Origin of the sequence: Psychrobacter sp. PP-21 (assembly GCF_033790785.1) — a bacterium.
Lineage (GTDB): Bacteria > Pseudomonadota > Gammaproteobacteria > Pseudomonadales > Moraxellaceae > Psychrobacter.
The window spans coordinates 1-14245 of record NZ_JAMYEB010000022.1; the positions used below are offsets into that span (position 1 = coordinate 1).

At 38.4% G+C, this 14245-nt stretch carries 14 protein-coding genes; 5 read left to right on the forward strand and 9 right to left on the reverse strand.

The window, feature by feature from the left end:
• Nucleotides 1–89: 89 nt before the first annotated feature.
• The 8 genes from NJD71_RS12305 to NJD71_RS12340 form a co-directional block, all read right to left on the reverse strand.
• Complete coding sequence (locus NJD71_RS12305) at nucleotides 90–1448, reverse strand: hypothetical protein (RefSeq protein ID WP_319052236.1); 1359 nt, start codon at nucleotides 1446–1448, stop codon at nucleotides 90–92.
• Nucleotides 1449–1569: 121 nt separating this feature from the next.
• On the reverse strand, nucleotides 1570–1947 hold the full coding sequence (locus tag NJD71_RS12310; protein WP_319052237.1) for a C-terminal helicase domain-containing protein: 378 nt from the start codon (nucleotides 1945–1947) through the stop codon (nucleotides 1570–1572).
• 314 nt (nucleotides 1948–2261) lie between these two features.
• Nucleotides 2262–2888 (reverse strand): hypothetical protein, encoded by a 627-nt coding sequence (locus NJD71_RS12315; RefSeq protein ID WP_319052238.1) that lies wholly within the window; start codon nucleotides 2886–2888, stop codon nucleotides 2262–2264.
• Between the two features lie 18 nt (nucleotides 2889–2906).
• Entirely contained in the window at nucleotides 2907–4151 is a 1245-nt protein-coding gene (locus NJD71_RS12320; protein WP_319052239.1) for a PDDEXK-like family protein, read from the reverse strand.
• 51 nt (nucleotides 4152–4202) lie between these two features.
• Nucleotides 4203–4640, reverse strand: coding sequence for a DUF1810 domain-containing protein (locus NJD71_RS12325; RefSeq protein WP_319052240.1), 438 nt, complete (start codon nucleotides 4638–4640; stop codon nucleotides 4203–4205).
• Between the two features lie 91 nt (nucleotides 4641–4731).
• The gene (locus NJD71_RS12330; protein ID WP_319052241.1) at nucleotides 4732–5406 is read right to left on the reverse strand and encodes a hypothetical protein; all 675 of its coding nucleotides are present in this window, start codon (nucleotides 5404–5406) and stop codon (nucleotides 4732–4734) included.
• Between the two features lie 27 nt (nucleotides 5407–5433).
• Nucleotides 5434–6525 carry a helix-turn-helix transcriptional regulator gene (locus NJD71_RS12335; protein ID WP_319052242.1) on the reverse strand — a complete coding sequence of 364 codons (1092 nt, stop codon included), beginning with the start codon at nucleotides 6523–6525 and terminating at the stop codon, nucleotides 5434–5436.
• A 54-nt stretch (nucleotides 6526–6579) separates the two neighbouring features.
• Complete coding sequence (locus tag NJD71_RS12340; protein ID WP_319052243.1) at nucleotides 6580–7455, reverse strand: PP2C family protein-serine/threonine phosphatase; 876 nt, start codon at nucleotides 7453–7455, stop codon at nucleotides 6580–6582.
• Nucleotides 7456–7637: 182 nt separating this feature from the next.
• Between NJD71_RS12340 and NJD71_RS12345 the strand changes: the two genes are divergently transcribed.
• The 5 genes from NJD71_RS12345 (at nucleotide 7638) to NJD71_RS12365 (ending at nucleotide 12298) form a co-directional block, all read left to right on the forward strand.
• Entirely contained in the window at nucleotides 7638–8288 is a 651-nt protein-coding gene (locus tag NJD71_RS12345) for a hypothetical protein (protein WP_319052244.1), read from the forward strand.
• Between the two features lie 141 nt (nucleotides 8289–8429).
• On the forward strand, nucleotides 8430–9500 hold the full coding sequence (locus NJD71_RS12350) for a WG repeat-containing protein (RefSeq protein ID WP_319052245.1): 1071 nt from the start codon (nucleotides 8430–8432) through the stop codon (nucleotides 9498–9500).
• A gap of 216 nt (nucleotides 9501–9716) precedes the next feature.
• A complete protein-coding gene (locus NJD71_RS12355; protein ID WP_319052246.1) occupies nucleotides 9717–10670 on the forward strand; it encodes a WG repeat-containing protein in 954 nt (317 codons plus the stop codon).
• A gap of 91 nt (nucleotides 10671–10761) precedes the next feature.
• The gene (locus tag NJD71_RS12360) at nucleotides 10762–11538 is read left to right on the forward strand and encodes a hypothetical protein (RefSeq protein ID WP_319052247.1); all 777 of its coding nucleotides are present in this window, start codon (nucleotides 10762–10764) and stop codon (nucleotides 11536–11538) included.
• Nucleotides 11539–11572: 34 nt separating this feature from the next.
• Nucleotides 11573–12298, forward strand: coding sequence for a hypothetical protein (locus NJD71_RS12365; protein ID WP_319052248.1), 726 nt, complete (start codon nucleotides 11573–11575; stop codon nucleotides 12296–12298).
• A 277-nt stretch (nucleotides 12299–12575) separates the two neighbouring features.
• Here NJD71_RS12365 and NJD71_RS12370 read toward each other — a convergent pair whose 3' ends face one another.
• Nucleotides 12576–14213, reverse strand: coding sequence for a hypothetical protein (locus NJD71_RS12370; RefSeq protein WP_319052249.1), 1638 nt, complete (start codon nucleotides 14211–14213; stop codon nucleotides 12576–12578).
• Nucleotides 14214–14245 lie beyond the last annotated feature (32 nt).

Genomic DNA, 14245 nt, shown 5'->3' on the forward strand with positions numbered 1-14245 from the left:
GGATAGTCATTTGCTGATTCAATGAGCATGCGAACGGCGCGTTCTTTAATCTCAGGAGTGTAGTTTCGTGTTTTCATTGTCGTATTCTCTCAGAATGTTGAGTCTCCGACAATCCCGGGGCGGTTCAACTCGTAAGACTGCTTTTCATCACAAAGCTGCTTTACTTGAAATTGGACTATCTCTCTCCAACCCTTCTTAGTTGATTTTTCCGAACTATCGGGCTGATACTTATATGCTGCAAGTGAGAGTTCTGGAAAAGAGTGTACAGGATAGCCGTCTTCTTGAAAGCGAGCTTCTATACTCCCCATCAACTCCAAATAATCATCAGAACTGCAGCGTTTATTAGGACCAGTGGTATTAATCTCGATGTTAAGTTTTTTGTTAATATAGTTCTTGGATTGACTGTCTAAAGTTAAGAAATTCCAGGGACGAATCCAATAAAGCCCCATAGTGAGGTTCCAAGCCACACCATAAACTTCCATTGCTGTATCATAAGCATCGGCAAAGTGGGCAAATACCTCTTCATCTCCATCTTCTAAATCTGCAAATGATATGGCACGAGCAAAGACTTCCCATAGATTATCTATATCGTCTGACTGACGCTTATAGCTATAGCCAAAAAACCAGGCTGACTGATTATTGACGAGAGGAATGCCATCAAACGACTTTGGAACTGGCTCTAACACTCCAATTAAATCAGCTAACTCTTTAGCAATGATTTTTCGGTTTTCATCAGTCAGACCACGGTTAAAGATAGCAAAGACTGTAAATGGACATATATCTTTTAATGGGCCCCCTACAATACCCTCCTCATACTGATCATCAAGAACAGACATAGCGTCTACTTTTTCAGAGACCTTATGAATACCGGCTATGAGTTCCTCGCGGCGATAGCGAAAGGCAAGAAGTTTATTCGAAAACTCTTCATAAAACCTTGTCCAGCCAAAAGAAGAATTCTCTTCTATATTATCTCCAAATCTTTCACGCCAGAACGGATAATTACGGAATCTGTCGATATCTTGTTCTTTTCCATGGAATGTGAAGTTTACTAAATCAATCTTCCTCCAACTATCTGGGGTAACCTCCCAGATCGTATTGCGACTGGTGAAAAAATACCATTCTCTTAAAGTAGCTTCTTTATCCCAGTTTACTTTAAGGGTTTTTCCATCTCCTAGGTTTTCTACTACGGTACCTATCGCTTTGATTGCCATCACAGAAACGGTATGACCTCGGTTATCAAAAGGCAATCCATTTTTTCGAGTGTAAGCTGATTTGATAGCAATTTTTTTACCAGCCTTCATAAACTTTATTGAGTCAATCGGTTTGGCTTTAGGATGTAACTCCCAAATACCTTCTTCAATAAATCGCTCAGTATGGTCTTTACCATCGTATGTAGAACCAACAAACCAATATGATTTAGAACTATCTATTTCTGAATTTTGACTCATTTATTCACCTCTAATTAAAATGGTTCATGTTTTTATAAAAACTTGAACCATTTGTATGTTTTCTATATAAGAAATTTATTAATACTCTGTATTCAACTACTTTTTCTGTTGAAAAGCTTACTCAATAAATTGACTGAATAAGTTCTTGAGTGAGCTCTACATTTAGTTTCAACATATCATAAGCAAGACTATGCTTACTTGATAATAGCTTGTCCAGTTTAATCTCAAACGTCTCAAAACCAGTTGCTGCAATAGGTGGATAGTACACGTAAACCTCTTTATCTTTCCCAATTCGGTAGGCTCTATCAGTTGCTTGATCTTCCTTGGCTGGGTTCCAACTACGTGTATAGTGGATCATATGATTCACTTTTTGGATATTCATACCAAAGCCAACGGTCACCGTGGATAAGGTAATTACATTGAAGCCGTTCACTTCTTGGAACTTATCAATAATGCCTTGTCGGATTAAGCCTTCTTCTTGAGCAATTTGAATCTCCATTCACTGCAGTAACATTTAATCCAAATTGCTCAAGGAGAAGGCATTTTACAGCTGTAATATACAAGAAGGCAGTATAAAACTTAACTTAGACCTAGCTAGAAACCACTGCTTTGTTTGGGGTATATAATTTTGCATGAATTGCTACACTTCAAATAACGGCAGCACAACGATAGATTTAAGGCCCTGTTCGACACTCACATGCCTGATTGGCGATCTAGACGAGATTTACTCAACCAAATGCCATTGAACCAAGAAAACTGGAAACATCAAGAGTAGTGATTTAATTATAGACTAACGCTTAGGTCTAAGCCTATTCAATCCTCAACATATATCGCTTTTAACTGAAACGAGTTAGGCTCATCAGTCATACTTGATCGATAATATATAGACTCACCAGTATTAGATAATAATCCTTCGACAGCATCTCCTATGTAAGCAAAAGCTTCTATTGGTAAGCTTTGCTCGCTCTCCATGCCAATCAACACCCCTTTGGTATCACAAGCTTTTTCAAGTTGGCCAATTAGCTGGTATGTAGCTGTTTTTACCATATCTAACTCAGCCTCACCTGTAGCACTTGAGTGCACAAACTGAAAGGAATTACCACACTCAAGCAAGTCTATAACATCTGCCATATCTATGCCGATGATAGTACTTGCAGAAGCTACATCAAGCAGTTCGACGACATCATTTACTTCATTAGGCTGACACTTAATGACTGCTTCTACAATATCTAAGCTTTCATAGTTATGATCATCTGTTTGTAAACCTACTAAAATATCAGCCTTTACTTTCTGTTTTAGCTCAAACAGTGCCTGCTCACTCCATTCATCGTTCATAATAAAACAACTAATGATAGCTGGTGGAAAACACTCTGTGTTTGATCGATATAAAGCAGCACAAGGGGTATCGTCTATTTGCGAGTTATCGAGCTGATATTTCATGGGTATACTCATTTATAATTATAACTTTTCATTCAATAGATGGTTATCATTTAAAACCTGAAACACTGTGTCCATTTCTTCCAAGATTTTATCGCCCATCGTGCCTTCATTTATCATTAACCATGCCTCACTCGAACCTTTCCAGTCTTGCGGATCAAAGTAGTAGTAAGCAGGCCACTGAGCAGAAGAGCTCACTTTTTTATCAGTTAGCATCGTATTCAGTACCGTTTTCATACTTTCTGCATGTGGACACGCTTTGGCGGCTTCTACAGAAGTGAACTTAATTCCTAGGATTGGACGATCAAACCCTGCATTATCAAACTCGAAACAAACCCATGCCTTATTATAGCCAGGAATTATGAATCTAATCTGTTCGTACCTTCTGCCCTCGCCGATATAACTAGTATCTAATTCGTAATCAGTTTTTTTATATTTTGCTAATAAATCTATTTTTAGCTTAGCTATCAGCTCTTTCTTCATTCGATCTACAGTGTTAGATACCTTGATACTGGCATCAATAGTAGCTGCATTCTGTTTAATGATATCTAAAATTGCGTTGTCTTCATTCATATCTTCTATCCCCATAAAATGTTTTTGAATAAACTTAGTTAGCTGTGCCATAAATTCACTGACACTATGATTTTGGCATTCTACTTGACACGCTTTGAGCCAACTAATCAGACCGCTAAATCTAAGATGACTATATTGATTACCGATTATCCAATCTTCTAAAGTTGTAGTATCAACGCTATATTCGCTTGGTACGTCATTATTTTCGTTTAGATAAACAAGATGCCAATGCTTGTGTTTTCTATTTTCAAGTTCAGTAGCGTAATCTTTCATTTGGTCAAGCTGATCTGTTGCATAAGGTTTGTTTTCGATACAAATACCATAGCTGTCATCACCTACCTGACATCTTAAGTAAATATCCATACGACGCTGGGTGTTACTTTTTCCCGTTATCTCTTCAAGAAAAACTTCTGTTTTCTCAAGGTTATTAAGAAAAACCTGCCAGTTATCGTCTTTATATATAACAGGTAAACAATGCTCAATAAACAACCTTAAAAAGCTTTCCTGTTGAGCATGACTGCCATTTGGATCAAGCAGAGCTGCCAAAATACGACTAAGTCCTAACTCATCGGTACTAATATAATCAAAAGTACTGAAGTCTGGAGACAATTGACGGCTATAAAGTGCTTGCGCAGTCTCTAAAGCATTAATCTTTTGCCTCACATCATTTATCAAACTTTGCACGGTACTCATACTCATCTATCCTCTTAAAATCTCACTCGATTTTATTCACTTATATTTCTGTTAATTGATTTGCTTTAACATATTGATAGTGTTTATATCGTAACTGCCAGCGTAGAACTGATATAAGAGTTGCTCAAATACACACTTATTACCAGCGGCAAAAGCGAATAACGTTAGCGAAGATTGCAGCTTCAAGTTGTCCGGTGAACCAAAGATATCTAAAGCGCTTTTATCAGGGTGCAGTTGCAATAATTCAGCACACTCTATTAACCGTATTCCAAGGACCTCATGCTGCAAATACGCTTTTGCTTGCTCCAGATTCTCTATTGCAAAGCGTCGAGACATTTTGCTATGCCCTAACCCTTTCACCTGTGGAAAGATAAACCACATCCAATGTGTGCGCTTATGACCTTGAGTCAGCTCTTTAATCACTTGTGAATAGATAGCATCTTGAGCTTGAATAAAATCATCAAACAAATCTTTATCTGTCGTTGTCATTTCATGCACTCCTTGTACTTTAGGCAATAAGCGTTTGCCTACCTGCCACACTCACAACGTAGCTCAAACTATATTTGTATTTAATGCTAGGCTAACCTGCCACATATATCGCGCCCATCCAGCAATGGTCAGGTTTATCAATCATCCTATTGCCGTAAAACACTTCTGCATCATCAGCAATCCAACTTTCAACAGCAGTTGTGACGCTAAAGAACTCATCAAGAGATAGCTTACGATCGCTTTCAATATCAAGCATCATATACTGGGTACTAAGACCTTCAAGAATTTGATTGAGCAGATGATTAACGGTACTCTTTATTTGTTCTGAATCTAGTATGTCCGTTGCCCTAGCCTGTATAAAATTGGCAGGCTTTTCAGCCCCGCAAGATTTTTTGATGTCATTAACATCTATACCAACCTTATCACGATCAGATAATACTGATTCAAACACGGTTTTTACCTGCCCGACTTCATCAGCTTTGCAAACAATAATACCGTCTATAACCTCGAACCTATCAATGTGCTTATCTGTGGTTTGTAGCGCAAACAATGTGCAACCGACTTGTTGTTGTAAATCTAGCAATGATTGTTCATCCCAACCATCTTCGATAACAATAAACCCAACCTCAGACAAGAGGTAGTTATCTGCCTGCGGCGTATATAAAGCAGTTAAAGGTATGGGCTCTATCTGAAGCTCATCATTACATTTTTCATTGATGTCGTTTTTTAAAGTCTGTTTATCTTCAAAAATACTATCTGCTGTCATACTCGGTTCCTCGTTAAAGTGAAATCGTTAATTACGGTTATAAAGCTGCATCCCACTTTCTAGGCGTTCAAGAATAACTGCCTTTAGCTCTGATGGTTCAATGACGACCGACAATTGCGACATACTTACCAGCCAATCTTGCAAACGAGTCGTATTAGCAACTGTAGCGCTGACTTGATTCCAAGTGTCATCGATAATAGTAATTTGCTGATCTATCGATAAGGGACGCTCATAAAGATGCTGACAGGCAAATTTCTGTACTTTTAAAACCAAATTGATTTCAATATTTTTACCAAACTCTAGCTTGCCCAGCTTCTGTAAGCTATCTAATGTAAAAATGTCACGCCCTACCCAGTCAGGTATTGGCTCATTTATTACGCTAGCTCGGGTAATACGATTGACCGCAAAGTTGCGATGCTCCTCTAATAGTTTATTATCATCGATATGATCATTTACTGGATTGAAGCCTGTGAGATAGATCATATTGTCAATAAAGATCAGTCCTTTGGGATAAACCACTCTTTGAGTTGGTTTTTTCCCCCATTTATTTTGATAGCTTATTCGTAATTGACGATTCTGTAGCAGAGCCTGATGAATACTTCCAATCACCTCACTATCAAGCTTTGGCGCTTGCACGATACTAGGTAAGGTGATGAGATGATCTTGCCATTGTCCTAGCGGACTTTGGTGAAATTTATCTTTATCCTGTCGACGTAATTGAGTGAGCTTGTCTGTGATTCCTTGTTTAAAAGATACTGGTAAGTAGTTTGCGGTATATTTATCCAGTATCTCCCAAAAGAACAAAGTTTGCTCGTTAATAACATCGATGCTAAAGCTGGATTCAATATAAAACCTTGCTGTCTTGCCACTGATATTCTTGCCCCATGCTGGCACCCGAATTAATGCGTCACTATAGAAAATATCGTTAAAGACTTGGTTTAAGCCAATCAGATCGTTCTCTAAGTTTTTGCGCTCATTTGTATAATTGTCATCATTATCACCGTAGTTTTGCATAAGCTCCGTTAGTGACACAGCATCCGCTTCACTCCGAGGAAGGCTTTGATATAAAGCAAACAGACGTGTTGACTTTGTATAGCTGGCGATAGGATGTGCAGGCATAGTAGCTTCTCTATTAGACTGATGAAGTAATCAATTTATTATTAAAATACATTTTCAATCAAAACGAACCAAAATTGCAGTGCCATTGTCATAAGCATTGCCATCGGAGTCATAAACTTGATTCTTAAGATTGATTAGCCAAGCTTGTAAATCGGTTTCAGCATTGACAAGTTGCCAATGACGACTCGGCACCAAGTCATGAATACCATCCGTACAAACCAAGAGACAGTCGCCACTATTAATATCAATCTTGCAAGAGCTGTCTTTTGGTGCTTCACTGCTTAGATAACTGTCATCAGCCGTTAATGCAAAGCATTCAGTAATACTATATAGACTCCCCGCCATTCCTTCTCGGTTATAGTCAGCGAACTTCGCTTGGCGACCTTGCTCTTGCGCTTTCTGGTCAATGAGCTCATTCAATAGATTATGATCGCGTGTCAGACACTGCCATTGTGTCGCGCCTTTAGGCAGACAATAAACACGACTGTCACCCACATGCGTTATCGTTGCCTTTATTGTTCCATCACTATTTAACTCTCCAACCACCATTGCGAGGGTTGCCGCGGCACCATGACGCTTAGATGAATGCTTGGTTTGATTAATCAGCTGATAAATATCTTCTGAAGTAATACTCTTCTGATTAACCCACAACCGTCTGATTGCTTTTACCACCGCTTTTGAACAGTGCTGCGAGTGATTAGAGCTTGCCACGCCATCAGACACTGCTAGGCAAAATCGTAATGCAACTGGTGTCACTGCCATCACACCTAGATCTTCTTGATACCAATTATCTAAAAAGAAAAAAGCGTCTTGCTGCAGGTTATTACTGGCATTTCCTAGAAAGGTAATTGCACAGGTCTGTGCAATAGAAGGAGTTTCTTTTAAAGGACAATGGTCAAGAGGAGCAGGAGCAGGAGCAGGAGCAGTCATGATGGTAAGCCTATATGTTTGTCATAAAGGCTAGTATATCTGACTACCTATAAAATAATTTTCTAGGTTACATTTGCTGAGGTTTTCGTTCAAATGAACTTCATTTTTATATTGAACTAATGTTTGTATATACAATAGATTGTTGCTAATATGTAACCATTTTATTTCATCGGACATATGTTATGTATCAGAACAAATTTTTTCTTTTGAGTGCTAGCTTAGTAGCCATGGCAAATTTATCAGGCTGTGCAGAATTAAGCACATTAACAAAGGATTTTAGTACATCTGTTGGTCAAGGCGTCTCTACCATAGTCAAAGATATTAACACCAGTATAAACACATCTACTTCAGTACAGTCTCAAAATCAGAATGCTGCTTCGATTCCTCCGACAGATATGGTTTTTTTAATGGGTTGGATGGAAGATGGTTGTCAAGGTAGCATCGCACCATATAACAAAATTTCAGATCGTTATTATGCCTTTAAAGACACCGTGATTGATATGGATAACTCACGTGCCCAGCCTTATTCACAATGGTCACCAGAATATCGTGATCAGATTCAAAATGTTATAAAAAGTACAGATGGATCCTATGTAACTTTCTCACTGCCATTGAAGAATGCCTATTATAGAAAACAACCCTTAAAAGCTATAGAGATTGGCTACCGTGAGGGAACTGAAGGCGCTCATGCAAAATTAGTCTTTGCTCAATCTGCGAACGTTACCGCAGTTGTCTCAAACTTTAAAACTCGCAAAGTCGAAGGTATGGGAGGTATGTACAATAGTGGCGCTACCTATAACGCTAAAGAAAGAAGTCTAAACTGTGAACTTTAGGCCAGTGCTCATTAAAACATACAACAAGTAATTCTAATTTCTGACGTATCTTCATTAAAAATTTGTTTATTAAAACATATATTCCTACATCATTACTGTGTTTTGAACAAACAATATTAGAAAGTAAAAAGGACCACTAGGATGTTACGAAAAAAGGTGATTACCTTAACAGTTATAACAAGTCTCTTATTTATTGGTTGTAGTAAAAGCGAGTCTGTTCCAAATACTAGAAATGCTAACGACGATATCAGTATCAAATCAACCAACGTAGAAGATGCGTCAAATATAGAGCCAAATATAGAAGTAGCACCAGAAACGGAAGAGACATCAACCATAGATTCTGTTTCTAAACTGGTTCAATACGTAGTCCCCAATGGTGAGTACTCAGAACAATGCGGGTTCAAAAACAACGAAGGTAAAATCGTTGCAAAAGCAGAATATGATTTCTGCGGCACGTTCCATGAGGGTATGGCCTATCTACTCAAAAAGAATCTAAAGTCTGACTCTGACGGAGGCTATTACCTTGGATACACTAATGGCTCAGGTGAGCTTGTGATTCCGGTGAGTATCGAAGCAGATTATGGCTGGATGTTAGATGCTAGAAACTTTAGCGAAGGCTTGGTCGCTATTTTAAATAAAGACCAATGGGGATATATGGACAAAGAAGGCAGAGCTGTAATCCCCTTTGAATTTGACAGCGCTAGCGACTTTATTAATGGCATTGCCACAGTATCGAAAGATTATAAATATGGTGCGATTGATCGTTCTGGTAAAGTGGTACTTGAGTTTAAATACAGCCACCTTGGTGATTTTAAAGAAGGCCTAGCATCCTTTAGTCCAATGAATTCAGATAAGCAAGGCTTCATTAATACAAAAGGTAAAGAAGTCATTGCCCCAATCTGGGATCAAACAATGCATTTCGCTGAAGGACGAGCTGCTGTTGCTAAAGGCGACTATGAAAACGCCAAGTGGGGATTTGTTGATACCTTAGGCAAAGTCATCATTGAACCCAAATATGATGGCGTCTTCGTTGATCCAGGTGGGGATTCTCCCGATGTCATCGGTGGCTACTTTGAGAATGGCACTATAGATGTTTATCAAGAGGGCGAAAATGGACAAGTAACGGCTATTACTATTGATAAGAATGGCAAAGAGCTGAAACGTGAAGACTATGCCAGCACCTTAGATGTACTAGATTCAATGTATAACTAGACTACAAGAAAACCTCTAAAGTATTTAGTTGTTTAGAGCGATGTTCTCATTCAATAGGAATAGTCATCTAAACCTTTTCTGATTTAAGCCCTTATTTGCTAAGGCTTTACCAGAAACTACCGTTCGTCGGATCGATATTTAGATGCCAAATTAGTCGATATAATTTCAAATACAAATCGAGATCAACAAAAGCTTTAATTATAAGGAATGCAACTCATGACTTTGCCCCCTACCCGTTTGCTACCCCTAGCCACTGTACTAACTTTTGCTACGTTTATTCTTCCCGCTCAGGCTTACGTAGATAACTGTAAACCGCCTAAGACAAATTATGCTGAAATTGCTTGTACCGCAGATAGCAAATACTTTGTCGGGTACAACTCTGATTATAGTGTTAGAACCTTATTAGATGAGCAAGGCAAAGCGCTAGTAAGCTCAAAAGGCTATGACGATGTAGACTACTACGGTATTAGCAATGGCGTCTTTGCAGTGATGAAAAACAACAAAGTCGGCTATATGAATACCCGAGGTAAGCTTGTGGTACCAGCCATCTACGACAATATGCGAGACCCTAATGATAAATACGATGAGTCATGGTCTGAGCCCGTATCTGACGGGCGTATATTAGTCTCTAAAAACGGCAAACTGGGTATTATCGATACGTCAAACAAAATTGTCATGCCCTTTGCTAATAAATACTCTTCTATAGAGTCATTTAGTGAAGGTATGGCACCCGTAATGTCAAAGTCTTATAAATGGGGCTTTATTAATAAAGACGGTAAAGAAGTTATTACACCTCAATATGACGGTATAGATGGTAATTTTGGCGGCGTTTATGGCTTCTCTCAAGGCTTAGTTGGTATGAAAAAAGGTAAGAAATGGGGCTATATTACCAAAACTGGTAAAGTCGCTGTACCTTTCGTATACGATGAAATACGTCCGTTTAGTGAAGGTCTCGCTGGTGTATTAAAAGATGGTAAATGGGGGTTTATTAATGGTGCAAACAAAACTGTGATTCCTTTTAAATACTCTGATAGTAATGTCGAACGATATAGTTCTAATTTTATGGGGGCCACTTATTTTATTTTTAATGAGGGTACAGCACAAGTTGCGACCATCAATCAGAAACAGATATGCATTAATAAATCAGATAAAAAGATAGCCTGTCAATAGATTGATACTGCTTTAGCAGCTCAAACTACTTCTCTTAATCTGTGTCTTTAGTATCACGATTTAACATCTTTTTAATTTTAAGGAACTTTTTATGCAGGCCAATCATATTTTATCTATATTCGCAATAAGTAGCTTAATGGCTATATCGGGATGTTCTGAAACCCCTTCAATGGAGGAAACGACAGAGGTCACTACTCCTGAAGAAACAGTGCCTGCAGAAATAGTCGCTACTGATTCAACGACTATTGCTGAACCTGTAGTAGAGACTGAAGAAGTAGAAACTGTCGAAGTTATTGACGAAAACCCGCCTAGATTTGCTAACGTTACTGACTATTTGGCATTGAAATCTAATACAGATTGGAGTTGGGATTCGCTAGCAGATACTCCTGATATTAAGGAGTGGTATAGCAAAACGCCTACCAAGAACGAATACTCACCCGAGGATCCTAGTTATTCTATTAGAGGAGGTCTTGACGATTATGGTGGCATGGTAGTTTATGGTACCAAAAAGCAGCCAGAGATAATAACTATTGGTTCAGGTCAAGCGGTTATGGAAGATGAGACTGGCAGCGCTGTATATAAACTCGAAGACATATTTAGAGCCAGCGAGCTTACCCGAGTGAAATCGAACTGCGACACAGGCGAAAACGAGCTATTTTCACAACAATTTTATAAATGGCAAAAGCCAGGGTATCAACCGCTTTATATCTACTCAATCATAGATCATGCCAATGCAGGTACCTCAAGTGATGTTGGTATTGCCAAAAGCTTGGATAAGTTCTTTGAATCTGATTATAGTAGCGCCCTTATGGACTTAAGAGCTTTAGATGCTGACTATAATGATATTACTTGCACCTTTGATCTTTAATATCTTTTTAATTTTAAACTTAACGGAATGAACGATGAAATCAAAAAATACGTTATCTGTGTTGGTTATTAGCAGCTTTATAGCATTATCTGGCTGTACCGAAAGCAAAACGATAGGTAGTACCGTAGGGAAAGGAGCCTTGAGTCTTGTTGATAGTTTTGCGATAGGTGTACAAAAAGGTATTGATGAATCTTTCTTAGGTAATAAAAATAAAGCAGTAAGCTCTGCCAACAATGCCAAAACGTCTACCACCATCGCCCCAAAAGCATCAAACACTATTACAAGTAAGGATATGGTTTACTTATTCGGTGGGATGGAAGACGCTTGCTCGGGTGAAAACCCAGCTTACAACGGTGTAAGGAAAAACTTGTCCGTATTTACCGAGAGTTTTCAAGGTAAAAAAGGGTATGATAATTTCGTCAAACCTAGATCTGAATGGTTACCAGAATATCGTGACATGATCAAAGAGATTAGATATAGAGATTTTTACGATAATGAATTGGCTGGTGACTTTGGTGAGTACAAAGTGATATTCGAGGACGGTGTAAAATACCGTGGTCAGCCTTTAAAGCAGTATACTTACAAATATAGAAGGGAGTCGCACGGCGGCGTTGAAAGCCTTAAATTCTCATCTAGCGCCAATGTAATGACCATCTGGCCGAATTTCAAAACCCGTACTGTGGATAACTGGGGAGACATGATAAACATGGGCGCAGTCTATACACCGCAAACAAGAACTATTGCCTGCGAGTTTGAATAAATTGATCACCATTCTGCCTATAGATTAGTGAGTATTCATCTTTTACAGTCTAATTTATTTTAGGCTGTAATTTTTCATTTCACCTTTGAATTTTTTCAATTTGTTTGACTATACTTTCACTTAGGATACATTCTCACCTTTATCGCTACTTTCAAACATACAGACATGTTCTAGCGCTTTGGAAGTAATAATAAACTCATCTATCTTTGGTATAAATGAGGCTCGCATTGACAAATTTCTTGCAAGCCTAGATGAATTTCTTGTAATAAAGCATTTTTTATTCTCTCACCCTAAGTTTGGCGATTATGCCAAAAAATATTTTCTTAAACCAATAACAAACTTTATCGAGGTGTCGATATATTAGCATTGCAACAATAGTCAATACCACTCCTCCTACAGTTGTATTAGCTGTGATTACATCCTTAGTTTCAATATTCTGAAAATACGTAAAATTAGTACCCCAGAGGCTCAAGAGCGATAACATACCGGTGGCAAAAATACCCAAAGTACCTATATTTTTATTATGTCTTTTCTCTATATCTACTTCTATTGCCTCCATAGCAGAGCTCAAATAACTATTAACTTGAGTCAGGTCTTCAACCAACTCATCCATTAGCTTTTCGCTTTCAAATGTCAGTCGCCAATTATTGTAATAGGTATTATGCAGCTGTAAATGACTGGCTTGGGCAAACCGATACTGCAACCGAAATTGTAGAATCTGCTGCCTATAAGTTTTCAAAATTTCGATGGTATCTTTATTGCCTTCATCAAATCTTATACTAGGATTGATATCACCATTTAACTTAAACAGATAGATAAACTCAATATAGGCTATCAACGTCATTGGCCAGTAGGCTGTTTTTAGTTTGCTACTTATAAAACTAGATACAAAGGTGACATCTTCTTCTGCAGAATCTGATGTAAGTACTACAGCGCCACCTTCAATGCAGGTGTAATAAGTGATATTTTGAAAAGGTGTAAAAGCATTCTCACTATTATCAACTAGCCTAGTAGCTCTATGATCTTTGGTTTGCCGGTGTGCCAGACATTTCACCAAGCCAATAGCGTCAGCCTCAGATATTCTTTGATTGTCCGATAGTTCGATCGAGTTATGCAGTCTTAGGGCTGTATAACTAAAATACCTGTTCAAACTTAAAGGTTCAAAAGCACCCATATAAGATTCGAAATCTGAGCTTACGCTACCCTCACTACTTAAGCCAACACAGGCCCCAATTAAGTTAAAAAGCTCAAAACTATTATCTGGCTCTCCTTCTACTTGAGAACGGTATATCATAGCCCCTAATCTACTATCTGAACTCTTATGCTTGACTCGAGTAATACCATTTACGAACTCTTGCAAACCATTAAAGCCATGGCGTTTTATGAAATTACGACAAGGTACGGCATCGACTTCAAACACACCTATACCCAAGTTATATAGATTCAGACGAATCGATTGATTGCCAAGGCGCCATGGGATAACAGATATAGACTCAGCTGAATCATCGAAACGCTTTAGCGCATCGTCAGACAATCTCAGTGCTAGCCCAGGACTTGTCCCATCAGTATTATGATATTGGTTTAATATATCAGCAGCGCCTATGGACAGCTGATAACTTTTCGATAGTTCAACATCCATGTCTTTTGTAGTTAATATGCGAGCCACATGGGGATACAAGTCACTGGATAAGCTTGAGTCGTCAAACTGAATTTTTTTCCATAAACCACTGTTACCGACAAAACTACTACTATCAATCGTCAATAATGGTAGTCGGCTCTGCGCTAATTTAGCCAAGGCAAACTGCTCTATTCGGTCGCTAACGTCAGTTAATGTGTCAGAGAACTTAAACGGTAGCAGTAACTTTATCGAAACCTCTTCGATATCGTAATTTTTAACTTTATCAAAAGCGTCCACACGTCATTCTCTTTAGCTGAAAAATCCATTTA

Coding starts and splice junctions, on each gene's coding strand:
- NJD71_RS12365 (WP_319052248.1), top strand. CDS start 11,573: ATGAAATCAAAAAATACGTTATCTGTGTTGGTTATTAGCAGCTTTATA.
- NJD71_RS12330 (WP_319052241.1), bottom strand. CDS start 5,406: ATGACAGCAGATAGTATTTTTGAAGATAAACAGACTTTAAAAAACGAC.
- NJD71_RS12340 (WP_319052243.1), bottom strand. CDS start 7,455: ATGACTGCTCCTGCTCCTGCTCCTGCTCCTCTTGACCATTGTCCTTTA.
- NJD71_RS12310 (WP_319052237.1), bottom strand. CDS start 1,947: ATGGAGATTCAAATTGCTCAAGAAGAAGGCTTAATCCGACAAGGCATT.
- NJD71_RS12345 (WP_319052244.1), top strand. CDS start 7,638: ATGTATCAGAACAAATTTTTTCTTTTGAGTGCTAGCTTAGTAGCCATG.
- NJD71_RS12305 (WP_319052236.1), bottom strand. CDS start 1,448: ATGAGTCAAAATTCAGAAATAGATAGTTCTAAATCATATTGGTTTGTT.
- NJD71_RS12350 (WP_319052245.1), top strand. CDS start 8,430: ATGTTACGAAAAAAGGTGATTACCTTAACAGTTATAACAAGTCTCTTA.
- NJD71_RS12355 (WP_319052246.1), top strand. CDS start 9,717: ATGACTTTGCCCCCTACCCGTTTGCTACCCCTAGCCACTGTACTAACT.
- NJD71_RS12325 (WP_319052240.1), bottom strand. CDS start 4,640: ATGACAACGACAGATAAAGATTTGTTTGATGATTTTATTCAAGCTCAA.
- NJD71_RS12335 (WP_319052242.1), bottom strand. CDS start 6,525: ATGCCTGCACATCCTATCGCCAGCTATACAAAGTCAACACGTCTGTTT.
- NJD71_RS12315 (WP_319052238.1), bottom strand. CDS start 2,888: ATGAAATATCAGCTCGATAACTCGCAAATAGACGATACCCCTTGTGCT.
- NJD71_RS12360 (WP_319052247.1), top strand. CDS start 10,762: ATGCAGGCCAATCATATTTTATCTATATTCGCAATAAGTAGCTTAATG.
- NJD71_RS12320 (WP_319052239.1), bottom strand. CDS start 4,151: ATGAGTACCGTGCAAAGTTTGATAAATGATGTGAGGCAAAAGATTAAT.